General features: G+C 46.6%; 22 protein-coding genes. 6 read left to right on the top strand and 16 right to left on the bottom strand.

All coding sequences use genetic code 11. The features are described 5' to 3' along the window. Positions 1 to 131: 131 nt before the first annotated feature. The 6 genes from ACN08W_RS05380 to ACN08W_RS05355 all read right to left on the bottom strand — a co-directional run bounded on the left by ACN08W_RS05380 (position 132) and on the right by ACN08W_RS05355 (position 6,867). Positions 132 to 779, bottom strand: coding sequence for an ABC transporter ATP-binding protein (locus ACN08W_RS05380; RefSeq protein WP_419108972.1), 648 nt, complete (start codon positions 777 to 779; stop codon positions 132 to 134). After that, a complete protein-coding gene (locus ACN08W_RS05375) occupies positions 776 to 2,380 on the bottom strand; it encodes an ABC transporter permease (protein ID WP_419108971.1) in 1,605 nt (534 codons plus the stop codon). Before ACN08W_RS05375 ends, ACN08W_RS05380 begins: the two co-directional genes overlap by 4 nt. An 88-nt stretch (positions 2,381 to 2,468) precedes the next feature. After that, a complete protein-coding gene (locus tag ACN08W_RS05370) occupies positions 2,469 to 3,518 on the bottom strand; it encodes an extracellular solute-binding protein (protein WP_419108970.1) in 1,050 nt (349 codons plus the stop codon). Between the two features lie 382 nt (positions 3,519 to 3,900). After that, positions 3,901 to 5,238: a hypothetical protein gene (locus tag ACN08W_RS05365; RefSeq protein ID WP_419108969.1), complete on the bottom strand. Its 1,338-nt coding sequence runs from the start codon at positions 5,236 to 5,238 to the stop codon at positions 3,901 to 3,903. Between the two features lie 145 nt (positions 5,239 to 5,383). Beyond that, the gene (gene ychF / locus ACN08W_RS05360) at positions 5,384 to 6,469 is read right to left on the bottom strand and encodes a redox-regulated ATPase YchF (protein WP_419100786.1); all 1,086 of its coding nucleotides are present in this window, start codon (positions 6,467 to 6,469) and stop codon (positions 5,384 to 5,386) included. A gap of 71 nt (positions 6,470 to 6,540) precedes the next feature. Next, on the bottom strand, positions 6,541 to 6,867 hold the full coding sequence (locus tag ACN08W_RS05355) for a DMT family transporter (RefSeq protein WP_419102864.1): 327 nt from the start codon (positions 6,865 to 6,867) through the stop codon (positions 6,541 to 6,543). 182 nt (positions 6,868 to 7,049) lie between these two features. Here ACN08W_RS05355 and ACN08W_RS05350 point away from each other — a divergent pair, with 182 nt between their 5' ends. The 3 genes from ACN08W_RS05350 to ACN08W_RS05340 all read left to right on the top strand — a co-directional run bounded on the left by ACN08W_RS05350 (position 7,050) and on the right by ACN08W_RS05340 (position 10,201). After that, the gene (locus ACN08W_RS05350) at positions 7,050 to 8,138 is read left to right on the top strand and encodes a sensor histidine kinase (protein WP_419108968.1); all 1,089 of its coding nucleotides are present in this window, start codon (positions 7,050 to 7,052) and stop codon (positions 8,136 to 8,138) included. 35 nt (positions 8,139 to 8,173) lie between these two features. Further along, positions 8,174 to 8,794 carry a response regulator transcription factor gene (locus tag ACN08W_RS05345; protein ID WP_419108967.1) on the top strand — a complete coding sequence of 207 codons (621 nt, stop codon included), beginning with the start codon at positions 8,174 to 8,176 and terminating at the stop codon, positions 8,792 to 8,794. Between the two features lie 66 nt (positions 8,795 to 8,860). Further along, positions 8,861 to 10,201, top strand: a complete 1,341-nt coding sequence (locus ACN08W_RS05340) for a DNA recombination protein RmuC (RefSeq protein ID WP_419108966.1) — start codon at positions 8,861 to 8,863, stop codon at positions 10,199 to 10,201. Positions 10,202 to 10,247: 46 nt separating this feature from the next. Here the strand turns inward: ACN08W_RS05340 and ACN08W_RS05335 are convergent, their stop codons facing one another. Continuing rightward, the gene (locus ACN08W_RS05335) at positions 10,248 to 11,345 is read right to left on the bottom strand and encodes a 4-hydroxy-3-methylbut-2-enyl diphosphate reductase (RefSeq protein ID WP_419105581.1); all 1,098 of its coding nucleotides are present in this window, start codon (positions 11,343 to 11,345) and stop codon (positions 10,248 to 10,250) included. Between the two features lie 23 nt (positions 11,346 to 11,368). Beyond that, on the bottom strand, positions 11,369 to 12,505 hold the full coding sequence (locus ACN08W_RS05330; RefSeq protein ID WP_419108965.1) for a hypothetical protein: 1,137 nt from the start codon (positions 12,503 to 12,505) through the stop codon (positions 11,369 to 11,371). A gap of 106 nt (positions 12,506 to 12,611) precedes the next feature. On the opposite strand from ACN08W_RS05330, the gene xseA reads away from it, so the two are divergent. Further along, positions 12,612 to 13,904: an exodeoxyribonuclease VII large subunit gene (xseA, locus tag ACN08W_RS05325; protein WP_419108964.1), complete on the top strand. Its 1,293-nt coding sequence runs from the start codon at positions 12,612 to 12,614 to the stop codon at positions 13,902 to 13,904. 47 nt (positions 13,905 to 13,951) lie between these two features. Then, on the top strand, positions 13,952 to 14,221 hold the full coding sequence (locus ACN08W_RS05320; protein ID WP_419107030.1) for an exodeoxyribonuclease VII small subunit: 270 nt from the start codon (positions 13,952 to 13,954) through the stop codon (positions 14,219 to 14,221). Positions 14,222 to 14,315: 94 nt separating this feature from the next. Here the strand turns inward: ACN08W_RS05320 and ACN08W_RS05315 are convergent, their stop codons facing one another. Genes ACN08W_RS05315 through ACN08W_RS05305 form a run of 3 tightly spaced genes read right to left on the bottom strand, consistent with a single transcriptional unit; the run spans position 14,316 to position 17,230 of the window. Continuing rightward, complete coding sequence (locus tag ACN08W_RS05315) at positions 14,316 to 15,533, bottom strand: pyridoxal phosphate-dependent aminotransferase (RefSeq protein WP_419108963.1); 1,218 nt, start codon at positions 15,531 to 15,533, stop codon at positions 14,316 to 14,318. A gap of 10 nt (positions 15,534 to 15,543) precedes the next feature. Beyond that, the gene (locus ACN08W_RS05310) at positions 15,544 to 16,734 is read right to left on the bottom strand and encodes a glycine betaine ABC transporter substrate-binding protein (protein ID WP_419102872.1); all 1,191 of its coding nucleotides are present in this window, start codon (positions 16,732 to 16,734) and stop codon (positions 15,544 to 15,546) included. Next, positions 16,724 to 17,230, bottom strand: a complete 507-nt coding sequence (locus tag ACN08W_RS05305; protein WP_419107032.1) for an NUDIX hydrolase — start codon at positions 17,228 to 17,230, stop codon at positions 16,724 to 16,726. The genes ACN08W_RS05310 and ACN08W_RS05305 overlap by 11 nt, the downstream gene beginning before the upstream one ends. A 114-nt stretch (positions 17,231 to 17,344) precedes the next feature. Between ACN08W_RS05305 and ACN08W_RS05300 the strand changes: the two genes are divergently transcribed. Further along, a complete protein-coding gene (locus ACN08W_RS05300) occupies positions 17,345 to 18,331 on the top strand; it encodes a mechanosensitive ion channel family protein (protein ID WP_419102874.1) in 987 nt (328 codons plus the stop codon). 133 nt (positions 18,332 to 18,464) lie between these two features. On the opposite strand, the gene ACN08W_RS05295 is transcribed toward ACN08W_RS05300, so the two are convergent. The 5 genes from ACN08W_RS05295 to galU all read right to left on the bottom strand — a co-directional run bounded on the left by ACN08W_RS05295 (position 18,465) and on the right by galU (position 23,980). Continuing rightward, entirely contained in the window at positions 18,465 to 19,355 is an 891-nt protein-coding gene (locus tag ACN08W_RS05295) for a LysR family transcriptional regulator substrate-binding protein (RefSeq protein ID WP_419108962.1), read from the bottom strand. Positions 19,356 to 19,358: 3 nt separating this feature from the next. Next, on the bottom strand, positions 19,359 to 19,838 hold the full coding sequence (locus tag ACN08W_RS05290) for a DedA family protein (protein ID WP_419107034.1): 480 nt from the start codon (positions 19,836 to 19,838) through the stop codon (positions 19,359 to 19,361). Positions 19,839 to 20,280: 442 nt separating this feature from the next. Continuing rightward, on the bottom strand, positions 20,281 to 21,939 hold the full coding sequence (locus tag ACN08W_RS05285) for a CYTH domain-containing protein (RefSeq protein ID WP_419108961.1): 1,659 nt from the start codon (positions 21,937 to 21,939) through the stop codon (positions 20,281 to 20,283). 116 nt (positions 21,940 to 22,055) lie between these two features. After that, the gene (locus ACN08W_RS05280; protein ID WP_419108960.1) at positions 22,056 to 22,943 is read right to left on the bottom strand and encodes a hypothetical protein; all 888 of its coding nucleotides are present in this window, start codon (positions 22,941 to 22,943) and stop codon (positions 22,056 to 22,058) included. A 143-nt stretch (positions 22,944 to 23,086) separates the two neighbouring features. Continuing rightward, positions 23,087 to 23,980: a UTP--glucose-1-phosphate uridylyltransferase GalU gene (gene galU / locus ACN08W_RS05275; protein WP_419108959.1), complete on the bottom strand. Its 894-nt coding sequence runs from the start codon at positions 23,978 to 23,980 to the stop codon at positions 23,087 to 23,089. Positions 23,981 to 24,057: the final 77 nt, after the last annotated feature.

Here is a 24,057-nt window from a genome sequence, read left to right as displayed (position 1 = left end):
TTACAGAACTTAGGCAAGCCTAACATAAGTTATAAAATTTTCAGTGTTTTACTAAATACTACACAGGGAAGCAGAAGGTATACGACGTATACTCACCCACAGCGCGTCAGCAATACCCCAACGACTAAAAGCTATCGCACTGTTTTCATCTGAACAATATTGTCAGCTAACGTTTCAGCATCGTCATGATCATGAGTTACCAACACCGAAGTCACTTTCGCAGCCTGCAAAAGCGATTTAATCTCTTCTCTCACGTTCTGCCTCAAATGAGTATCTAGATGAGAAAACGGCTCATCCAACAAAAGCACCTCAGGTTTCGGTGCTAATGCTCTAGCTACAGCAACACGTTGCTGCTGCCCGCCAGATAACTGATAAGGATAACGATTCTGGTAGCCACCCATACCAACTAACTGCAGCACCTCATCAACACGCTCTTTACGTACTGAACGAGGGACACCTATCAAACCATAAGCAATATTTTTCTCAACCGTCATATGAGGAAACAACGCATAATCCTGAAAAATCATGCCAATATTACGATGCTCAGCCTCCACAAAACACCTCGTATCAGAAAGCACCCTATCCCCCATTCTGATAACCCCAGAATCTGGTTTTTCAAGTCCTGCAATCAGACGCAACACCGTTGTTTTCGCACAGCCACTAGGACCCAAAAGAGCAGTACACTCACCAGAAGGAATCTCTACACTAAAACCATCTAGCTGACGGATACGCGAACCAGGGTACGAAAAAACAATATTAGTGAGTTTGATGGTTGTCATCGTAAAGTCTTATCTTTCTTGTCCGTAGATGAGCCACGTGCCACCAGTAAAAGAACAGGTATAAACGCCAAACCAATAATGAGAAGACTTGCCAACGCTGATTCTGGAATCTGCTCATCATTAGCATATTGAAACACCGTCGTTGAGAGCGTCGAAAAATTATACGGTCGAAGAATTAACACAATAGGAAGCTCTTTAACCATGTCAATAAACGCTAAAAGAAAAGCACCATATAACGCAGTTTTCATCATCGGAAGATCAACACGAACTAATGTTTTGGTTGGCCCGTGCCCCAAACATCGAGACGCTTCAGTAAAACGTGTACCAATACGTTCAAAACCAGATTCTATCGGTTGCATCGACACCGCAAGATAGCGAATCAGATAAGCTAACACAATCATTGCTGGGCTTAACGTCAGAGGAAGCCCCCACGCATTTGCGACCCAAAAAATAAGAGACAAAACAGATAAGGCGATAACCGTTGAAGGAATAGAATACCCAACGACAGTAATGCGAGCCATCAACTTTGAAAACCGTGTAGGCCATATACGTTGATGTTCAGCCACAATCACCGCGCACAAGGTGGTCAGCAGTGCACCCACAAAAGCAACACTCAAGGTGGCGCTAAAAGCTTCGACAATTCCGCTACGACGAATATTATCCCACGATAAAACAGCCCAATACACCATCTGCCCAACAGGAATCACTAAGGCAACAATGAAAGTTCCCCAACACAGTGCAGGAACAATAATTTTGCGCCACCCGTCAAGAGCAACAGCCTGAATAGGTGTGACCTGAGCAGAAGCATACGCATAAGAACGCCGCCCACGAAGAGCCTTCTCCCCCATGCTCACAGAGGTCACCACAATCAGAAGAATAGCAGCAAGTTTAAGACCCGAAGCAACATCGTTAAAACCAAGCCAAGCCTTAAAAATTGCGGTCGTAAAAACATTCAACCCAAAATGAGACACCACACCATAATCGCTCAGCACTTCAAACGCCATCAGCGTCGCACCAGCAACAACAGCGTTACGAGTCAACGGCAAAATGACCCGAAAATACGTGTAAGTTCTTGAAGCACCCAACATACGAGACGCTTCGAGTAACTGACCGGCTTGACGGTCAAGAAAACTTCTGACCACCAAATAAATGTATGGGTACAGAAAAAGTGTAAAAACAAAAATTGCGCCATAGATATTTTGGATATCCAAAAACCCTGGTGGAGGAGTCCACCCTAAATGTTCTCGGAAGAAGACATGTATCGGACCGGTGTACCCCGTCAGCGATACATAAGTGTACCCCCCAATATAAGGCGGGATAGCTAACGGCATCACCAACGCTACCGATAAGAACTTACGCCCAGGGAATTGGTAGGCTGTCACAAACCACGCCAAAGCACTAGCTAAAATAATCCCACATAAAACACTGCTGATAGTTAAAAGAGCAGTTTCGATAAGGTAATCAGCCAGTAGATACTGTTGAATATGCCGCCAAGTATCGTTAACAGGTGAGAAAAGCCCCATGAGCACACCAAGAATCGGCAGCGCCATCACACATACGATGAGGCTACTTCCGGTGAGCCATCCGATACGGGCTTTCACAGTTAGCTGTCCTTTCAACAAGGTTCAAGACAATAACAGATGTGCCGGGCACCGTTTAAGGTACCCGGCACATCACAGTGAATGGTGTTTACTTCCAGCCAACCTGATCAAAGATGCGGGTTGCTTCAGGCTTATCCTTACCAAAGGTTGAGAAGTCTAAGTCTTGAGTGGTGAACTCGCCCCAAGATTTCTGTGGCTCAGGAAGACCAGTCTTAGGATTCAGAGGGAACTCACCGTTCTCTTGTGCAATAAACTCTTGAGTCTTTTCGGAGGATAGGAATTCAAGGAACTTAATAGCATTGTCCTTATTCTTAGCTCCCTTAAGTACGGAAGCATAAGAAAGGTTGAGGTGAGTCTTCTCAGGGAAGATCATGCCTACTTTTTCGGTCACTTTAGCAACCTCGGGGTCAGATGAACGGTTCATCAGAGCCCAATAGTAAGAGTTCATGATAGCGAGATCGCCTTCACCTGCTGCAACTGCTTTAGCTTGGTCGCGGTCGTTACCTTTAGGTTCGCGTGCGAAGTTATCGACAACGCCTTGTGCCCATTCAGTAGCCTTTTCCTGACCGTCAAGAGCAACGAAGCTTGCTAGAAGAGCTTGGTTATATGAAGAGGATGAGGAACGTGCTAGAACTTTACCCTTCCATTCTGGTTTAGTGATGTCCTCATAGGTTTTGATGGTTGAAGGGTCAACGGTGTCTTTGTTATAGGCAATGACACGTGCACGGGAGACAATGCCCATCCAGTTTTCCCCACGATATTTTTCGGGGATGTTGTTTGCAATGGTCTCAGAGGTGGAGTCTGCGATGACTCCTGCGTCGTTGAGCTGTGATATAGATTCTGCGCCAACGGTCAAGAAGACATCAGCTTCAGGGTTGTTGGCTTCTCGAGTGACTCGTTCGATGAGTTCACCAGATTTGCCTTCAACGACGTTGAGTTTAATTCCGGTCTCTTCCTCAAACATTTTGTAGACTTCTTTGTCTGCATCATAGTGACGTGAGGAATAGAGGTTGAGGACTTTGGTATTGCTCTTATCTTCACTGGGAGCAGCCGTAGTGGTGTCAGCGGCCCCAGAGCAACCGACTACTCCGGTTGCGAAAAGGGCAGTGGCAAAGGTTGTAGCCAGAAAGCGACGCATAGAAACTCCTTAGTTTTGTTAGGCGTCAAAGCAAGATGGCTTCATATTATCAACTGTTTTTCAGGTTTGCCTAACCTCAACCCACAAGGCGTGTTGCACATTACTATACCAATAAAACAACTTATGACATGCTCATTCTTTGACACACACCTCTTGCAATTAAACATATTTAGTTGTGATAAAAAGTAAATAAATTTTCTTCATCAACTAAAAATTCCAAGAAAAGCCTGACAACCACTTTCGTCAACCCACAGATGACCAATGGTGTCAGTTACCTAGAAGTTCTTAGCAAGAATCACCCAAGTAATAATCAAAATAAAGCTGAAACATAATAATGTGTTCTAGGATACATAAAATAAACCTAGCCTCAAATATATCGAGATTATTCGCTATCCTCAATTGGTTTCAGCAACTCTGCAAAAACGCTCTGTTCAAGATTATGTTCTCCCTGCTCGTTCAAGTAAATCACAAGTTTCTTCCATTCATTGGCAACTTCATCCGAAGAACTAATATCGCAATACAGACTTTCTAAAGAACTCATACAATTGAAAGCGGATGATACTTGGGAACGGTGCTTTTCATCGTTATATTCAATTGCCTCACGTAGAGAGTTAATACTTTCAGCATCCATGGACTTACCATATCTCACGAGAATCTTCCATTGCGCTCTAGCCTCTACAAAACTGCTAGCCTTTTGCAGGCGTTTGATAACAGACGGTCCAGCCAAACTGTATTCATCGGTAAGCTCTACTAATTCAGCAAAGTCCGCCGCTTCCGCATTCTCAAACATTTTCCTTAAAGCATTAGAAAATTCCTCAAGGCAAGGTACACCATAAATAATCGGTTTTATTTCCAATAAAGATTTAGACAGCTTCACAGATTCCATCTTAACAAAGTATTGCTCCAGCTGAATCTTGTTGCCGTTTCCTAGCGCTGACCAAAATTCTGGAAAACTCCCATACAACCCAAACGCTTTAATTAGCTTTTCAAACCCAAAGGAGCGAGCCCCCAACACGCTCTTCAAAGCATCTTCAAAATCACTCCGAGATTCCTCAGCTATCCAATACACTGCTTCTGAGGACCGTTCAACCACATCGCCACCTTCGTCAGAAGACACACTCATATTAATTAGTGATTTCACGATATTGCTTTTAACAGTACCTCTCGCAGGAGTGAAAAAAATGTCAAGAAAAGATTCCTTGCTATGCGCCCAGTGAAAGCCCCTGAGCTGCTCGTGAAGCTGCTCTATCAGAGCTTTTCCAGCTATCGGCCTCTGTGAAAATACTATTCGATAAGCAGCAGCTAAATGAGCACGAACTTGTTCAGCATCTGGGACGAAAAGGTCTAGATTACTGTCATAGGCAGGATGGGCACAACGGTTACGATCTTTAGATAGACGGTCAAGCTGCTCTTTTTCATGCTTCAAGATAATTTCAAGCTCTTTTTCCGCCTTACTAAGCAGTTCTCTTTCGTAGCTTTGAACAGACGGTACATTATCCTCGTCAAGCCCCTTTATAAGTCTATCGAGAATCTTTTTGGCATTTCTATCACCAGTATCAGAAAGGTATTTAATCTTATAAGTCAAGTCCGACACAACCGCTACCCATAACGACACCAATGATGCACGGTACAAACCGTTTTGGTAGCATTTAACAGCCTCAGCCACCAGTACCCGAGAACGCGGATTTTCAACCGAACGCTGCATTTCTTCTAAATCCAACAAATGCATTCAAATACCTCATAATTAAATATAACTCTATTACGCTTCAAAAATGAAAGATGTAATTCTATTATATCAAATAGAGATCCAATCACCCCTCTACCAGTAGCAGAAGCCACCACTCCATGCAACCTGCGTTGCAGGCTTAGACGTTAAACCTGAACTCGACAACATCACCGTCGTGCATCACGTATTCTTTGCCTTCCATACGTACCTGCCCACGAGATTTGGCTTCTTGCATTGAGCCGGCTGCATCGAGGTCAGCAAAAGATACAACTTCAGCTTTGATGAATCCGCGTTCAAAGTCAGTGTGGATGACGCCAGCAGCCTGTGGTGCAGTGTCGCCTTGGTTGATGGTCCATGCGCGGGCTTCTTTCGGGCCAGCAGTAAGGTATGTTTGTAACCCAAGGGTGGAGAAACCAACACGAGCGAGTTTGTCGAGACCAGATTCGTCTTGTCCGCTCATCTCGAGCATTTCGCGGGCTTCTTCTTCGTCAAGCTCTACCATGTCAGCTTCGAGTTTTGCGTCCAAGAATACTGCTTCAGCTGGTGCAACAAGGTCACGCAGTTCTTGCTGTTTCTCAGCTGATTGCAAGATACCATCATCAGAGTTAAAGACGTAGATGAAGGGTTTAGTGGTCAGAAGGTTGAGTTCTTTGAGGTAGGACAGTTCAATACCTGCGGTTTTTGCTTGAGAGATGACGGTCTCCCCCGCTTCAAGAACTTTTTGAGCTTTACGGTATTCTTCGAGCTGGGCGGGGTCGCCTTTTTTAATTTTGACGGCTTTTTCCAGACGTGGAATAGCGTTTTCGAGGGTCTGCAAATCAGCAAGAATCAGCTCAGTGTTAATCGTTTCCATATCGGAGGCTGGGTCGACTTTGCCGTCTACGTGAATGACGTCGGGGTCGTCGAAGGCGCGCACAACTTGTGCAATAGCCTGTGCGTCACGAATATTGGCAAGGAACTGGTTACCGAGGCCTTCGCCTTCAGATGCACCACGCACAATACCGGCAATGTCCACAAAGGATACGGTTGCGGGCAGGATACGTTCTGAACCAAAAATTTCGGCTAGACGGTTCAGGCGGGGGTCGGGAAGGTTAACAACACCGATGTTTGGTTCGATGGTTGCAAAGGGGTAGTTCGCTGCAAGAACAGTGTTCTTGGTGAGCGCGTTGAAAAGAGTTGATTTGCCGACGTTGGGCAAGCCTACGATGCCAATAGTTAAAGCCACACTAATACCTTTATCTTGTGAAAATTGTTGGAGTCTTGCTCATAAGTCTACTCGCTCTTTAGCGTTCCTTGTTAGTGGCTGGCAGCACCTGAGAGGTTAAGAATCAGCACACCAGCAATAATGAGCCCAACACCAATAACTTTAACGACGCTCAGAGGCTCACCGAGGAACACTGCACCGATACCAACGATGGCAGCTGTGCCTAGCCCGCTCCACATTGCGTAGGCAACACCGACAGGGATATCTTTGACCGCGTGTGATAGCCCAAAGAATGATAGTCCGTATAAGCTCAAGCACCCTAATGTGGGCAGTAGGCGGGTAAATCCTTCGGTAGTTTTGAGCAGTGAGGTTGCGATGAGTTCGGCGCCAATGGCAAGAAAGAGAAAGAGGTAGGGCATGGAATTGTCCTTCAATAAGGGTTATGAGTAAGACGTTGAGCGTAAAATCTTTTCCAGTGTAGCAATAGCCTGCCATGAGAGCCGAAAGTTCGAGGTAGGGTCTCTAACCCTGACATTTGTCATGGAATACTTCGGTGGTATGACACTGGTTGAGCGCCGCCCTAAAACGAGATGATAATTGCATGAAAACACAAAAAATTACTCAAAAAATTTTAGCTCCTCTTCCTAGCCTCATTTTTCTAGGTTTTCCTATAGCCGTCCTTTTTCATATAGCATCCACCCCTTTTGAACATATTATTGGGTGGGGTTTGCTCCTGATCTTTGCCGGAATCTATCTTGGCAATTTTGTGGTTATCGGTAAACATCCAAAGCGTTCATCAGCCACCATCATTCCCCTCATCTATGGTTCGCTTTTACTTTCTCTGCCTATTAGCGCCTTGGCGTGGATATTTGGTGTTGAGATGTTCACGAGCTTCCCTTATTTCGTTGCATTGTGGATGTTTTTGGCTCCGTTAACGGTTGCAATGGGCGTTTCCTTAGTCCTTAGCGTATTTTTTATTGGACTCATCATCATGATTTCCCCTGATTCTTGGCCTGTAGCAATTAGCCCGATGATCGGTGTTTTTGCTATCTATTGTGCTGGGATTGCCGATGTCGTAGGGACAAAGCGTCAAGAACGAAAAACTCAACTAACTGTTGAGAAAGAGCAATCTCGTATTGCCCGAGACTTACACGATTCGTTAGGTCAGACTCTCACCACGATTAATCTCAAAACACAACTCATATCAGCCTTCCTCGATAACGACGCCCCAAAGGCCCGTGAAGAACTCGAAAATATTAAAGAGCTCACCAGCACCGCTCTAGCACAATTACGGTCAACGGTCACGCGTCTTAAAACCCCTGGGCTATCTGGAGAGTTAGAAGATCTCAAAGTTTTGTTCTCTCATTGTGATATTCAGCTTCAGTTACCCGAAAAATCTATGGCAGACCAACGTTATGACATACTCTTTGGGTGGGTGCTCAGAGAAGCCTCAACCAATATTTTGCGTCATGCCAAGGCTTCTACAGTGACAGTTCGTGTCACGGAGAAGACCCTAGAAATTATTGATGACGGAGTCGGTATTGCGAAGACTACCGATGGTCATGGAATACTGGGTATCAAAGAGCGTGTAGCAGAATCCGGTGGCGTAGTATCTATCACCAACGCCACCGATCGTCCGCGGCGCCCTGGTACACGCGTATTTGTTGATATGTCTGGTGCATCAAACTAGATGCACTGCCCAGTATCTGTTCTAAGGAGAGCGTGATGATACGAATTGTTATTGCTGACGATCAACAACTCATCCGTGAAGCTCTGCGCACACTTCTAGAATTACATGATGATTTGACGGTTGTTGGGTTAGCAGCTGATGGTTTTGAAGCGCTAACTCTAGTAGAAGAGGAGCAACCTGATGTTCTTCTACTTGACCTTGAGATGCCGCGTAGCAGCGGGTTTGATGTACTCGAAAAACTCGCACAAGTCCATAGTTCTACAAAGTCCCTCATCATTACGACGTTCTCTCGCCCAGGATATTTACAAAGGGCATTAGAGAATGATGCACGCGGGTTCATCGTCAAAGACACTCCAGCTGAAAAGCTGGCACAGCACATTCGTGCCGTGCACACTGGAGAAAAGGTTATCGACCCTCATCTTGCTGCGCAGTCTTGTATCGTCGGCAATAACCCGTTGACATCACGCGAACAAGAGGTGCTCAGCGTCGCTCATCGCGGTGATTCTATTCAGGCTATTGCCGCAATAGTTCACCTCAGCGAAGGTACCACCCGCAATCATCTGTCTTCTGCTATTGCAAAACTTGGTGCAGCTAACCGGCACCAAGCCTCGCAGATGGCACAAGAACGCGGGTGGATTACCACACACTACACATAAACACAGCGTACGGGAACGTCCATCACCAATAGCTAACATCGGTAGAAAAACACTAGACTAGTAGTTATGACTGATGCGACGTTCCCTCTTGCTCTTACCCTTGTTTTTATCCTTGGACTTTTCTTAGGCTGGTATCTTGGATACCTCAAATCAGGGTCTATCTCATCGTTGCGAGAGCATAATGCCCGTCTTAACGCCCAGCTCACCGCATCTGAAAAAACGCAACAATACCTCACTCAACAAGTTCAGGCGCTACAAGAACGTTCACGAGAAGACGCTGATGTCCTTCAAGCTCTAGCACCGGTCAAAGTGCAACTTGCCACGATGGAACGTTCTGTTCGAGCGATGGAGTCACAACGTTCAGAACAATACGGTGCAGTGTCTGAAGCGCTCAAAGCCTCAGCCCAAGTACAAGAGAATCTACGCACCGTCACACAGGGGCTATCTAGTGCGTTACGTTCATCTAGCGCACGCGGAGTTTGGGGTGAGACGCAGCTCCGTCGAGTTGTTGAAGCCGCTGGTATGACTAGACATGTTTCTTTTCAAGAGCAAGTGAGCGCAACGATTACGCCTTCTCATGAACGAGAACGCATCATCCGGCCTGATATGTTAATTCATCTGCCTGGGGAAAAGATTATTATCTTAGATGCGAAGACCCCGCTTAATGCTTATCTTAAAGCTCAAGAAGCCGGTGACGATGAGAATCTTGCACAGCAGGCTCTTGCTCAACACGTCAAAGAAGTTCGTGCCCATATCGACACTCTTGCTCGTAAGAAGTATTGGACAGGTTTTTCGTCTTCTCCGGAGCTTGTGCTCTGTTTCATCCCGTTAGAGTCTGCGCTATCTGCCGCGTTACAAGCAGATAGTTCACTATTAGATGACGCTTACGCAAAAAATATTGCTCTGGTCTCCCCCGTATCGTTGTTATCTTGTCTGAAGGCTATTTCTTTCTCGTGGCGTCAAGAGACTCTGACCGATAATGCAAAAGAACTTCTATCGCTCTCACAAGAACTTTATGAACGTCTTGGCACCGCGAGCGCACATCTACAGGGTATGGGCAGGTCGTTGAATAAGGCTGTTGAATCGTATAATTCTTTGGTTGGTTCTTTAGAGACCCGCGTTTTTGTGACGGCCCGTAAAATTGCTGATTTAGATTCGTCGTCTATTTCATCTTCTCTGCGCAGTGACCCTTTAGATTCTTTTGCCAAGCCTCTTGGCGCACCAGAATTTGTAGGGCATGACTCCTCGTGGGAAGCTTCTTCTGCTGAGGATGAAGATGATTCGCCGGCTGTGATGATTGAACGCCCTACCCCACGCAATATGACGCCGAATGCTTCTTCTCGTGTTTTCCCGCAACGCACAAACCCCTCAGATGAGCCTTTTGACTATGATTCGTGGAATAACTAAAAGCGTCTGAGGGGTTTGAAAATCCCGCTAATGGGGTTGGTAGGTTTTAGCGGGTAGGTTTAGCTCCACGTCCGCCAAGTTGTCGCCCAGCGTTCTCGTCATTTTTTAGTGCGGCACGAAGTTCTTTGGGCAAGGAGAAAAGAATGTCTTCTTTAGCTGTCTCGACTTCTTCGACTTTGTGATAACCGTAGTCTTGTAAGAGGGCGAGGACTTCTCGCACGAGGACTTCTGGGACGGATGCGCCGGAAGTTAGTCCAACGGTTGCCACACCTTCAAACCAGCTTTCGTCTACTTGATGCGCGAAATCAACGCGTTCAGCTTTTTTTGCACCGTATTCTAGTGCTACTTCTTTGAGTCGAACGGAGTTTGACGAGTTTGCACTACCAACCACAATAACGAGGTCGGCTTGGGGTGCAATTTCTTTAATGGCGCCTTGACGGTTTGAGGTTGCGTAGCAAATGTCGTCGGATGGTGGGTCTTGTAAGGAGGGGAAGCGTTCACGTAAACGTGCTACGGTCTCTAACGTTTCGTCAACCGATAGTGTTGTTTGTGATAGCCACACAACTTTGTTAGGGTCTCGGACAGTGACTTTATCGACTTCGTCGGGTGAGTTCACAATCTGGATGTGTTCAGGTGCTTCGCCGGCGGTGCCTTCGACTTCTTCGTGTCCGGTATGTCCGATGAGCAGAATATCGTAGTCTTGCTTTGCAAAGCGTATTGCTTCACGGTGTACTTTGTTGACGAGCGGGCAGGTGGCGTCGATGGTGTTTAGTTCACGTTCTGCGGCGGCGTTGACGACTGCTGGGGACACACCGTGGGCAGAGAATACGGTGACGGCTCCTTCGGGTACTTCGTCCACGTCGTCTACGAAGATTGCGCCTTGTTCTTCGAGTGTTTCCACTACGTGACGGTTATGTACGATTTGTTTACGAACATAGACGGGGGCACCGTAATGGTCGAGAGCTTTTTCGACCGCGATGACGGCGCGATCGACGCCTGCGCAATACCCGCGGGGTGCAGCAAGAAGAACTTTCTTCTCCCCTTTGATAGGTGCTGCAGCCTCTATCTCTTCACGAGTTCGGCGGGTACGGGGCATTTGAGGCAACCCGAGAGAAACTGTTGAATCAACCTGTGTTGTGGACATAGATACTATGTTACGTGTTTCCGCTATATTCTGACACCTGCTGTGCGCTCTCTCGCACCTAGCGAAACTATGGAAAATGCCACACCCAGCAAAATTAGTACTATTCCGATGACCATCAGAGGAATAGTTAACGAGTTCACATAGTTCGTAGCAGAGTCAGTTATGATGCTGCTGAACCTTTGCACAAAAATTTTACCTATTTCAGAAGAAACTGCTTCATCTGCCTGCGCTAGAGGTTTTGTGCCTAAAAATATGCTTGAGCACCAAGATATTGCACTAAGTGTTAAAAAGATGCACCCCGCATAGATGCTTCGGTTCCTACCCCAGAGGATAACTCCTACAAGCAACGACAAGGCGCTAAGCCCGCAATATAGTTTCCATTGCTGGGCAAAGTGTTTTATCTGGTGGAGGTATTCTGCGGTTCGTGAGTGGGAGCTATCAAGAACAATTAGGTGCTCGCCGGGGTGAAAAATACTGAGTTTGTCGCCTAAGAATTGGCCTAGTTGGCTGTTGACCTGCTCATAGACGGGGTCAATATCAAGGGCGATATTCTGATGTTCTTCCCCCACGTTATAACGGTGGGTACGAGTGACAATATCGTTCCACATATGTTGGTAGGATTCTTGCGAAGTCACCGACTGAGCAGCCTTTTGGATATTCTCTTTGACGCGTTCACGCAACCAATTTTTGATAGACCCGAAAAAACCTTCTTCTTGACCTTCTCCAAGATAATTTTTGACGGTCTGGTCTTTCATAATGTCCGCAACAACAGCGTCAGATAGCGCTTTTTGAAAGGACGAGTCTTGCCCTAATGGGCTCGCTAAAGAACTAAACCCTTGCTCTGAAATGATGTTTTGTTCTGCCCAATATCCAACACCACCAGCAGCACCTAGCACGATAGAACATAGTGCACAAAGTACTGCGATAGTACGACGAACCATCAACCACCAGCTGTAGCTATTATCCTCAAGGTAAGGTATCTGATGATCAGCAGATGCAGACGGTGAACCCGAAATATGCCAATTACCATCGACAGATTTTCCGTAGTCTTGGGCAATCTCATCCAACACAAGTTTTTGCGTCGGAGCATCATCCCCTATGAGTTGTATAGTAGGGTCGTCTTCACCATTAGATGTGTGCTGGTATTGATGATTTCTCATAGGTGCCCCTTCTACATTCTTTCTCATCACTATACTGTGATGCCGTTGGGCAAGAAAATATTTGGTGGACTAGAAGAAGACTCTCAACTCGTGGGAGACTACCTATATGGATATTTCTTTAACTCCGCAGCTGATTCCGGCTGCTGAGGAACGTACGAAGAACCGCCCGCTTCCAGAATACGGCGCTCAAACTGATGAGTATAACCCTTGGCCGGTACATCATTATTCCCAAAAACTTGCCGGTTATATTCATCGGTGCCCAGCAACATGGGTTGAAGGACAAATCATCGAGCTGAATCCCCGCGGTCGAGTCACCTATTTGACGTTACGCGATGTGGAACAGGAAAAATCTATTCCAGTATTGTTGTATTCTTCAGTACTTACAGGGTTATCTTCACCGCTCAAGCACGGACAGCGAGTAGTCGTTCGTTTAGAGCCTAGCTTCTGGGAGAAGACAGGGCGCCTGTCCATGCGCGCTAGTGATATTCGCACAGTGGGCAGAGGAACGCTTCTTGAGCAGTTAGAAAATCTGCGAAAGTCTTTGGCGGACGAGGGTCTTTTCGACCCTGCGCACAAAAAGCCCCTACCTTTTCTGCCTCAACGTGTTGGTCTCATTACGGGACGAGACTCTGACGCTTGCAAAGACGTGATACGTAATGCTCGTTTGCGGTGGCCGGCAGTGCAATTCGAGATACGAGAAGTCGCGGTACAAGGAGCACAAGCACTACGCCAAGTCACACAAGCGCTTGAAGAACTTGATGCTTTAGAAGATGTGGATGTGATCGTCATTGCTCGTGGTGGTGGCGCGATGGAAGACCTCTTACCGTTTTCTGAAGAAGCTCTGATTCGAGCCGTCTATCGGGCACAAACACCAGTTGTCTCCGCTATCGGGCATGAAGCGGATAACCCTATTCTTGATGAAGTCGCGGACCTTCGTGCATCTACACCGACGGATGCCGCGAAACGTATTGTTCCTGATATGGCTCAAGAACGTCTCTATATTACGCAGCTTCAAGCGTCGTTAATGCGGATGGCGTACCAAAAGATTGAGACAGAAAAATATCATCTGGCGCAGGTGCGTTCACGCCCCGTCTTAGTATCTCCCCAAACCACTCTTCTACGTTATGAGGAGGAACTACAGCACCTACGTAATCGGAGTTTTACAACAGCTCACTCGTTGTTGTTACGTTCGCGTGAGGTTCTTTCACAATTGCGTTCACGTGTTCAAGCGTTATCTCCACAGCAGACGCTTGAACGTGGATACGCTTTGGTTCAAGACTCTTCGGGGAAACTTGTAACCAGCGCACAAGACCTACACGAGGCAGATATCGTCACCCTTCGCTTTGCACAAGGTTCTGTCCAATCACAGATTCTCGGTGACGCTAACTCAAAAAAATAATTAGCCGATAAAACTCCCATATTTTGACTCTCTCGAAGGAGAACATCATGACCTCTAAATCTTCAGAAAACATTACATTTGCATCATCTATTTCCAACGTCCCGGTAGAAGACCTTTCGTATGAGCAAGCTCGTTCAGAATTAATGAACGTCGTGACGGCGATGGAATCTGGAACTTCTAGCCTTGAAGAAATTATTGCGCTATGGGAGCGAGGAGAAGAGCTTGCAAACCGTTGTGAGGCATGGTTAGACGGAGCACATCAACGCCTTAACGCTGCACGACAAGAACGCTTAGAACAGAGTTCTTCCGAATCATAAATCAGCGCACTTTGGGATATAAACATCAGGTGGTGGGGTACAGAACCTAGCGTTCTGCACCCCACCACCTGATAGTTCTCTTACCTAGTATTTTCTACTGTCGGTAATCTGCTAAGAAGTTTCCGAGTTTCTCCAACGCTGTTGCTAGTGTTTGCGTATCAGGTAAGAACACTAAACGGAAATGATCTGGTTTAGACCAGTTAAAAGCTGTTCCCTGACTAATAAGAATCTTTGACTCTTTAAGCAGGTCAAGAGCAAATTTTTCGTCATTAGAAATATTGAATTTCTCGATATCTAGTTTGGGAAATAGATAGAGAGCGCCTTGAGCAGGTTGACAGCTCACCCCATCCATGTCGTTGAGCAGATGGTATGAGAGGTCACGTTGTTCTTTGAGTCTGCCACCTGGAAGTATCAAATCATTAATAGATTGGTACCCGCCTAATGCTGTTTGTACAGCGTGCTGTGCAGGCACGTTAGCGCATAGACGCATTGAAGCCAGAAGTTTAATACCTTCAAGGTAGCTTTCTGCAGCCCATTTGGGTCCGGTAATCGCAACCCACCCAGAACGATACCCCGCTACGCGATAGGCTTTTGATAAGCCGGAGAATGTTAGGCAGAGAACATCGTCTTTGGTGAGGGACGCCATGTGCACCATTTTTGCGTCATCGTAGATAATTTTCTCGTAAATTTCATCAGCAAAAATAACAAGACCGTACTCGCGGGCAATATCAACAATTTGGGATAGAACATTTTCGGAGTACACGGCACCGGTGGGGTTATTCGGGTTGATGACGACGATACCGCGAGTTTTTTCTGTAATTTTTGAGCGGATATCTTCAATATCTGGTTCCCAACCATTTTGTTCATCGCAAAGGTAATGTCGGGGGGTTCCTCCTGCGAGCGCAGTGGATGCTGTCCATAGTGGATAGTCCGGCGAAGGAATAAGAATTTCGTCTCCATCATTACAAAGTGCTTGTAGCGTCATGGGGATGAGTTCGGAGACGCCATTGCCGAGGTAGACGTCGTCGGGGTCTAGGTTGAGGATTCCTTCGTTTTGGTAGTACTGGACGATGGCGGTTCGTGCTGAGTAGAGGCCTCGTGAGTCGGAGTATCCTTGGGTGACGGGTAGGTGTTGAATAATGTCACGCATGATGGCGTCGGGTGCTTCGAATCCGAAGGGTGCGGGGTTGCCGATGTTGAGTTTGAGGATTCGGTGTCCTTCAGCTTCCATGGCTGTTGCTTCTTCGAGGAGGGGGCCGCGGATGTCGTATAGGACGTTATTGAGTTTTTGAGATTGTTGATAAGTTTTCATGTTGCTTAGATTACTCTCTTGATGTTTTTAACCAGAATTTTGCAACGTCTTCGTTGCTGATTGCGCCTTGTCCGGAAGTGAGTCGGTTGAATTCTGTGAGATCTGTTGAGCTAAGTCGAGATGACACTGAATCAATTGCTTCTCGTGCGCTTTGAGGTAGTTCTTCTGCTCTAACAATAGGAACTATCTGTTGTGAGATAAAGATACCAGCAGGGTCTTCTAAAACGGTGTAGGCGTTGTCTTCAATTGTTGCTGAGGCGGAGAATATGTCTGCAATATGGACGTTATCTGATGCGAGTTCTTCTGAGAGTTTTTCTTGGCTGTTGATGGGTCGGAAGTTTTTAGGAACGCAGTGGTAGTAGCGTTCTAGCGCCTGCAGACCGTAGGAGCGGTGTTTGAAGCTTTCTGGTGCTCCGAGGGTGAGCTCTTTGCAGTGTTGAGCGATGTCAGCTAGGGATTTGAGTTGGTATTTTGCGGCGGTTGCTTTGGTGATGACGAGGGCGTCACGGTTTTGAGCTGAGGCAGGTTTGAGGGTGCTCAGCCCGAATGGTAACACTTGTTTGATGGCGTTGATGATTTCGTTATCGCTTAGCCCTTTAGCGTTGAGTCCTGTGGGGGTAGGTGTTGGTGTTGGGGTGCTTTGGGATGGTGTCTCGTTGTTTTGTGGTGTGAGTTGGTCAAGGTTCGGGTCGTATTCTTGTGCGGTGGGTACAGATTCTTCTCCGGCAGCTTGATCATTTTCGCCCCAACCGTAGGTGTACATGGCGTTGGGGTTTTCTTCTGATATTTTTTGGCGTTCTTGCTGGATATAGGCGGGGCTAAATTTTCCGTCGTTAGTGAGGTAGAGGAGTAAGTTTCCTGAGTAGTCCGGTGTGATGTCTACGGTGCTGGGGTCGTTATAGGGGATGTCTTCGTTGTTTTCTGGTGTTGGTTCTGGGGTCTGTTCTTGTTCCATCGCTTTGAGGTATCCGGCTCTGTCAGTACCGGTGTCTACAAGTTCAGTTGTGTACCCAGCTTCTTGTAGTGCTTGAGAGTATATGGTGGCGATGAGTGCGGTTTCTTCTGAGATTCCAGTAGAGATACGGATTTTTCCGTAGGTTGGTGCGGAGGGGTCTGCCGTAATTTTTGTAGGGGTTGAACACCCGCTTAAGGCGATAGCGCAGGTGGCGAGTGTGGCTAGCCACGGGGCTTTAGCTTTCATGTGCGGTGCTCCTTTCGTCAGAAGGTTGGGTTTTGGTTTGGTGCTGTTGTACCCAATCTGTGATGTTACGGTATCCCATCATACGGGCGGTGTCTTCGAGGAGGGAGAGTTTGGGAATGTTATCGAGTTCTTCGATGGGTATCCAACGAGCTTGGTCGCTGCTGCCGTTGGTTTCGTGTGTTAGTTCTCCTGAGATAATGTGTGCACGGTAGACCGTTCTCAATGCACAAAAAGGCATTTTCTGGTGTTTTTCGAGGGGAAGGTGGAGTGCATGGACGCCTAGTATTGTATCGGTTTCGATGAGGTATCCGGTTTCTTCAAGGACTTCTCGACGTACGGTGTGTTCGGGTTGTTCTGCTGGTTCCATTCCACCGCCTGGCAGTGTCCACGCGGCACGTTCGGGCGCGTTTTCTGGGAGGAATCTGGTGAGCAGAATTTTTCCTTGTTCAATGATGACAGCGTATGCTGCTGGTCGAGTTTCCATGACGATAGGCATAGTTTCTATCCTATCTGGTTGGTTGTGTGACAAGACATTTTTTCTTGGTTTCTTCCTCAGTTAGGGTAGAGAAGAGATGATTTTGTTGTAGATGACGAGAGGAGTGGTGCAGTGATGTTTATATGGCTGTTTTCTTTAGTGTGGTGGGATTCTATCGGTTCTGTAGAGTTTTGGTTGAGTCATCCTTTACGGATTTTGTTGATTATTCTTTTTGCAGTTGTAGTCCGTAGTGTTTTGGAGTTGTTGATTCGTCAGCTGACTCGTTCTCTTGCCCGAGGTACACGAGTACGGGTTATCCGCACTGAGCATGAGAAGAGTGCAAAGGTCGCTCTTCCCACATTACGTTGGGAAGAGGACGATTCTATTGCTCGTTCACGTCAACGCCAGCGTGCTCAAACAGTTGGTTCGGTACTACGTTCGGTGTCTTCTATTGTGATTTGTGCTGTTGCGCTCGTGATGATTATTGCTGAACTAGGTTTTAATATTGCGCCGGTGCTTGCCTCTGCCGGTGTGGTCGGTGTGGCATTATCCTTTGGGGCACAGTCTTTGGTGAAGGATTATTTGTCAGGTATTTTTATCGTCGCTGAAGATCAGCTCGGGATTGGTGATTGGGTTGATTTAGGTGAGGCCTCTGGCACCGTGGAGTCTGTAGGTTTACGAGTTACGTCAGTTCGTGATACCAGCGGAGTGCTATGGCATGTTCGTAATGGTGAGATTCTTCGCGTCGGGAATTCTTCTCAGGGGTGGGCTCAGACAAATATTGATGTCCCCGTTCCTTATACTGCTGATGTTGAGGAACTCAGTACGTTCCTAGTGTCTCGGGTGCAAACGGCATTATCTTCGGACGAGGTATCGGAGAGTGTTCTTGGCAGTCTTCAATTTTTGGGTGTGGAATCTCTCAGCGGTGAAGCTTTGACCTTGCGTTTTTCGATGAAGACAGCTCCGGGTGAGCAGTGGCGTGTTGGACGTATTTTGCGTCTTGAGTTGAAGAAGGCTCTTGACGAGTATGGTGCGCAGATTCCTCTGCCTCAGCATTCAGTGGTACATAGCACCTCCCCTGCACAGGATTCAGCAGTGGGCGAGGTATCTCCTCAAGAGTAGTGTCGTTCTTTGTTTTAGGTTGTCACAAGAATCATGATGGGGTTAAGCAGAAAGTTTTCTGTTCAACCCCATCTTCTAATCAGTGCCGCGAAACAACGAGTGATTTTCATATTCTCACGACGTATCAGGTTGGTTATGATCTGCGTCGTTGGCGTCGTTTTTTACGGTCTTGTTGTTCTCTTTTAGCATTTGCTACACGTTTTTTGTGTTTTTCACGGGCTTTTTCACGTCGTTTTTGTTCTGCTTGAGCAGCCACGCTTTGGCTACTGCGAGCAGAGTTTTCTTTTCGTCCTCGTGTAATTCCCACAAAGTCTTGGATAATTTGTTCTTCGTGGTCTTCGCGGTTGTAGCGTTTCCAGACTAGTTGTACAGGTGTTTCTTTGATATCTGGAATCACACGGTAGGTGAGGTCTTTACGATGGTGCAGACGCGCAATACTCATGGGGACGATGAGAAGTCCAAGCCCTGCTGCAACGAGTTCAATCGCATCGGCGGTGTTTCTCATCAATGGTAGTTTTTGTTCTGTCTGCTGCCGATAAGGTTCAGAGATTTCTTCCCATTCAGGGACGGTGTGTGCCTGTTGTAGGAGAGTTTCTTCTGCAAGTTCTGCAATGGGGATTTCTTCCAGCAGGGTCAAAACATGGTCAGTGGGAAGAACTACCACGTTTTTTTCGCAGTAGAGTGTGATGGCATGGAATTGGTCTTTTTCGAAGGGGTTTTGGTGAGCTGCTACGCGCGTCAACACCATATGAGCCAATGGAGGCTCACCTTCTAGGCTTTCCCGTGTAGCGTCTTCCTTTAGCGCAAGTTCTTTGAGAGGGCAGAGTTTTCCGTATCGTTCTTGCCATCGAGAAAACCACTTGCCAGGCATAATTCCTGGTACGTACCCGACACGAAGCTCTTGCCCTTCGTCTTTGAGCTCTAGAGGGTGTTCTTGGTCTTTGAGGTGAGCGAGCAGTTCGAGTTGCTGTTCATGAGCGTATGAACCAGTTTTTGTGTGGTTCTCGCTAGTGTGGGCTGTCATAGCTTACAAATTAGCATGTCTTGAGCGGTTATGAAGAGTACGCTTACCAAGATAGATGAACAGTGAGAGAGCTATCAAAAGAATGATTGCTGTGATAAGAACAGTTGGTTGTTGAATCCAAGCCCAGATGACAGCCATACCAACGGTGGAATAGATACAAGCCCACATTAAAGTTCCTACGAGCATGGCAGGAATCCATCGTTTCAAGCTCATGCGAGTAAAGCCCGTGGTGAGAATGACGGCAGTTTGAAAGCCAAGAGTTAAGAAGCATAAGGGAACGGCAAGTACTCCCCAACGGTTGATGAAGTGTTGCGCACGAAGGTACATTGGGGTTTGCATCAGGTGCCGGATACGTGCCAATTTAGCACTACCGGCGGAGGCAATCCAGCCAAGCATGAAAACTAGGCTCGTTCGAATAATCCCCACAATCCAGAAGAAGAGGAGCGCCCAGTGCCATTGTAGGCTTTGTATCCATTCAATCACGGCTATTAGTTTATCCGGTTTTGAGGGTACCGCGTTCGAACATCATATGACTATGAGGATTTTCTCAGTAGCTCACTAGTTTCTTGCCCTTTGAGCGCATTTTTACCCGTAAAACTTAGGGTAGCCTTTGTTCTTTTTTAGGTAATATAAATTTTTTCTTCAAAAGACTAGCCAAGCACTATTCAATTAGGTTATATTTTTATTACCAAATAGTTGAGAGCTTGTGGGAAGCAATCAACAATATGGTTTCGAAGACTTTTCTTCCTGTGTGTGATGCAAGTGCCTAGTCAAGTAGAAATACTTGACTAGGCACTTCTTTTTTAACTGTCTTAACATGCAAAATGAGCCGTTGAAAACAACACCAGAAAATATACGCATCAGGTAGTTTTTCAACGGCTCACAGGGTGAAGAACCTCCCCCCTCCCGATAGGAGGAAGAAAAATCAGGACTTCTTCTTAAATTTCAGTTTCTTCAGCTCCAACATCAACTCAGGAATACGAGAAAGTTCCTTTGCACGAAGCTGAACAATACGAGCATCACAGCCACCTAATAAATACCCGATAGCAAGACGATCATTCTGACGACGAGTCGCACGACGCAAAGCAACCTCTAGCCACGTTGCAATGACTTTTTCATCAGAAAGAATCGACAAAGAATCATAGAAGCCATCACACATGCGCCATAATTTCTGCTCAGAAGTATTGAGTGGCATCCCAGCAGATTCAAAAGCATCCAAACAGTACTTTGCTCCTTGACCAGCACGTCGAATCTTGAAAAGTAACGTATCGCTCTGCTCAGCAGAAACCACCTCATCTACTGAAGGCTTCCAGATATGACGATACTCTTTACCGACATATGCACGAAGAGCTTTCCGCAAGTGCTGAGCAACTTTACGAGTATATTCGTCAGAATCTTCAGGAAGCTGCACAAGAGCTTTGAGATTATTCATTAAGTACACTAAATCTTTTCTCAGCTGAAGATACTCTGGAGAGTCAAGAACACGAATTAAAGCCTTTGACGCAACCTCGCTATCGGAGCTCAGGTATTCGTCAAGCTCCCGACGTGCGGTCTCACTAATAAGCCCCGGGCGAGTGTCAACAGACCACATAAAGGTTGTCAAAATCTCAATATCCCGCGCAGAGGCAAGACCTCCCATCAGATGCTTCAGATAACGAATATCGTCTTGAACTTTTTGGCAAGACGTATCATCACTGATATAGGGCAACACTGCATAGCGCAAAATCGCCTCAACTTGGCGAGCGCTCTTTCTCATACCGTGCACCGCATCAGGTGCATCAGAACGCAGTTTCATTTCCCAAATCATCAAGTCTGAGGTTAAAGAGTGAAGAATCTGACGTAAAAATTTCTGAGAACTCTTCGGCCGAGACGTTTTCTTCTTAGACTTCTTCTTCGCTGCAGAAGAGGCTGTCGTGTTCTTTGTAGAGGCACAACCTTCTAGACCTTGACGTCTCGCTTCAAAACATTCATCTTTACCCAGTGCACGAGCAATCTTTGCAGTAGATTTTGAAAGAGTGATACCTAGATTGGTGAAGATAACTTCACAAGCAGTAAAAATATCTGCGGGACTGACAAGCCCCGAATCAAGTAGTTCAACTTCCCATTCTGTCCAAGAACGTTCAATATCCGTCGAAAAATCTAGTGCACGGACTTTGTCTTTGCAGATTTCGGCAACTTTAGTTCCCTCAGCGTCCACCAATACTGTACGTTCACGTTCTGTCGCAAGAGAGACTGTCTCGTATAAGTCATCACCCAATGTCACGGCACGCACAAACTTGTTGACAGCGGCAGGCATACGCTGGTGGTCTGCCAGTAGTGAGAACCCGATTTCGTGGCGGGCTCCAGCACGGTCGTCAAATTTAATATGCCATCCCTGGTCGTATCCGCCAAGACGGCGACGTAAAGCGACCATATTACGACCTAAGTCAGCGTCTTGAGTGTCAAAATATGTTGCTTCGAGGTGCTCGGTGATACTTTCAGAAACCTCAAAATTTTCCAGAACATTCCAATCGATAGGAGCAATATCTGCTTGGGGGTCAGCCAGCTCATATTTACGTTCTACTTCTAAATGATGAGTTGCCATCGGATCATAGACTCCTGAGTCAGGGGAAGTTAAAAGTAAGGAATAGCACCGTTATTTTCTTGTCTATAACGGACAACACCCACTATCAAAATCATAGCGGGTGTTGGTTCAAAATATTAGGCTCTACGCCGTTTAAGAATCTCGTCTAAGGTCTCTGTAGCTCCGCGCAGTTGCTGAGCTCGTGCCAAGGACTGTGTCTGGCTTTTAGGATATGAAGGTTTCTTGAACGGTTGTGGCTGTTCCCGTTGGACAACAGGAACTTGCAAGTACGTAGGAATGGGTGTTGGTGTTGGCTCCCACGAAGAAACCGCTGGTTCAAAAGGTGGGTCTAGTTTTTCTTTATCAACCAAAATACCGCGTGCAGTGCCCTCAAGCTGAGGACGTTTCGAGGTGTCTTGAGTGCGTAGATAACGTAAAGATTTCGCAGCGTACACGCTAGGTTTTTGGCCTTGACGAGAGACAGGCTTTACCCGTCGTGGTGACGGTGAAGCAGCTGTTGCTGCCGGTGTAGAAGAACTGCGCTTTGCCGCAGGAGAAACAGCAGGTTTTCTCTTCTCCAAAATAACAGGAGAGCTAACTGCCGAAGATTGTGCACGTTGTTTTCTACGTTTTTGAGCGTCTCGTATGGCGAAGAATCTCAACGTTGAGATACAGCTCAAAGAACAGAAGAAGGAGATTCCTCCGATGAGCCACGATCCACTTCCCAGGAGGGCGAGAAGGGCTTCTCCTAGAGAAAAGAGGAAGAAAGCTACAGCCATCACAAAAATGATAATGCGCCCATAACGCAAAGTGTAGGTTGATGCACTTTCAGTTGGGATCCGAGGTGCAGAAGTTAATGTTGGAGACGGCTGTGAGGTTGCATCAAGGCATACATCGTGAGCATAGCGTTCTGCAGAAATCATCGTTGTCAGAGCTTTTCTGTTCAGCATACGAGGCACCGCAAAAATAAGCAGTACTGCAAGAATGACTAAGGCGCTGGTTGCGCCCAAACCACTAAGCTCCATAGTCCACCTCAACAGACCAGCTATCACGTGTTACACCGACGAGATAAATGGTTCTAAAACTTTTTACGTAGATACTAAGAATACGTTATATAACCGCTGGGGAACGTGTAATACACGTTCCCCAACAGCACTAAAATGTATTTTTATTTATTTTTGACGAAGTCTTTGAGCCAGCCGAGAAGATTTGCACCGAGGTCTTCACGTTCGGAAGCAAGAATAACATTCGCTTTAAGATAGCTGAGCTTATCGCCAGTATCGAAACGACGTCCTTTGAAGACAACACCGTAGACGCCTTCAGATTCATCTGCAGCGAGAGTCTGCAAAGCATCGGTAAGCTGAATTTCGTTGCCACGACCAGGTGCAGTATTCTCAAGAACTTCAAACACCTTAGGGCTTAGAACATACCGACCAATGACAGCATAGTTTGAGGGTGCGTCTTCGGCAGAAGGTTTCTCAACAAGTTCAGAAACCTTGAAGAAATCTTCGCCTTCTACCTGCTCAATAGCGGCAGCACCATATGCAGAAATCTGTTCACGTGGAACTTCCATTAGTGCAACAACAGATCCCCCAGTCTTCTGCTGCACTCGAACCATTTCAGATAGTAAATCTTCTTTTTCGTCGATGAGGTCATCACCCAGAAGAACTGCAAAAGGTTCGTCTCCGACGTGGACTTTAGCACGCAACACTGCATGCCCTAGGCCTTTCGGATCGCCTTGGCGAACATAGTGTAATTCTCCAAGGTCATTAGAATCAAGAACAGTTTTCAGCAAGCTATCCTTGCCTTGCTCAGCGAGCTGAATTTCAAGGGTCGGAACACGGTCAAAATGGTCCTCTAACGCTCGCTTGTTACGTCCTGTAATCATCAAAACATCGTTAAGCCCAGCTTTAACAGCTTCTTCAACAACATATTGAATTGCAGGGCGATCTACTACAGGAAGCATCTCCTTAGGAGTTGCTTTAGTTGCGGGAAGGAAGCGAGTGCCTAGACCGGCTGCAGGTATTACTGCCTTTGTGATAGTTTTTTTCGGGTCAGTCATAAATACAACAATACTCTAAGACCGTCGTCTCTTGCAGAAAATGACGAGAGAAAAAATGGCGACAAAACGTTAAAATT

The organism is Rothia sp. CCM 9419 (assembly GCF_048512815.1).
In the GTDB taxonomy this organism is placed as follows: Bacteria; Actinomycetota; Actinomycetes; order Actinomycetales; family Micrococcaceae; genus Rothia.
The sequence above is the reverse complement of the archived record's forward strand: the minus strand, read 5'-3'. Positions and strand labels throughout refer to the sequence as shown.

Bases quoted from the DNA above. Each gene is read 5' to 3' on its own strand.
- ACN08W_RS05380 (WP_419108972.1), bottom strand. From the start codon at position 779: ATGACAACCATCAAACTCACTAATATTGTTTTTTCGTACCCTGGTTCG.
- ACN08W_RS05370 (WP_419108970.1), bottom strand. From the start codon at position 3,518: ATGCGTCGCTTTCTGGCTACAACCTTTGCCACTGCCCTTTTCGCAACC.
- ACN08W_RS05355 (WP_419102864.1), bottom strand. From the start codon at position 6,867: ATGCCCTACCTCTTTCTCTTTCTTGCCATTGGCGCCGAACTCATCGCA.
- ACN08W_RS05350 (WP_419108968.1), top strand. From the start codon at position 7,050: ATGAAAACACAAAAAATTACTCAAAAAATTTTAGCTCCTCTTCCTAGC.
- ACN08W_RS05345 (WP_419108967.1), top strand. From the start codon at position 8,174: ATGATACGAATTGTTATTGCTGACGATCAACAACTCATCCGTGAAGCT.
- ACN08W_RS05340 (WP_419108966.1), top strand. From the start codon at position 8,861: ATGACTGATGCGACGTTCCCTCTTGCTCTTACCCTTGTTTTTATCCTT.
- ACN08W_RS05335 (WP_419105581.1), bottom strand. From the start codon at position 11,345: ATGTCCACAACACAGGTTGATTCAACAGTTTCTCTCGGGTTGCCTCAA.
- ACN08W_RS05330 (WP_419108965.1), bottom strand. From the start codon at position 12,505: ATGAGAAATCATCAATACCAGCACACATCTAATGGTGAAGACGACCCT.
- xseA (WP_419108964.1), top strand. From the start codon at position 12,612: ATGGATATTTCTTTAACTCCGCAGCTGATTCCGGCTGCTGAGGAACGT.
- ACN08W_RS05320 (WP_419107030.1), top strand. From the start codon at position 13,952: ATGACCTCTAAATCTTCAGAAAACATTACATTTGCATCATCTATTTCC.
- ACN08W_RS05315 (WP_419108963.1), bottom strand. From the start codon at position 15,533: ATGAAAACTTATCAACAATCTCAAAAACTCAATAACGTCCTATACGAC.
- ACN08W_RS05310 (WP_419102872.1), bottom strand. From the start codon at position 16,734: ATGAAAGCTAAAGCCCCGTGGCTAGCCACACTCGCCACCTGCGCTATC.
- ACN08W_RS05305 (WP_419107032.1), bottom strand. From the start codon at position 17,230: ATGCCTATCGTCATGGAAACTCGACCAGCAGCATACGCTGTCATCATT.
- ACN08W_RS05300 (WP_419102874.1), top strand. From the start codon at position 17,345: ATGTTTATATGGCTGTTTTCTTTAGTGTGGTGGGATTCTATCGGTTCT.
- ACN08W_RS05295 (WP_419108962.1), bottom strand. From the start codon at position 19,355: ATGACAGCCCACACTAGCGAGAACCACACAAAAACTGGTTCATACGCT.
- ACN08W_RS05285 (WP_419108961.1), bottom strand. From the start codon at position 21,939: ATGGCAACTCATCATTTAGAAGTAGAACGTAAATATGAGCTGGCTGAC.
- ACN08W_RS05280 (WP_419108960.1), bottom strand. From the start codon at position 22,943: ATGGAGCTTAGTGGTTTGGGCGCAACCAGCGCCTTAGTCATTCTTGCA.
- galU (WP_419108959.1), bottom strand. From the start codon at position 23,980: ATGACTGACCCGAAAAAAACTATCACAAAGGCAGTAATACCTGCAGCC.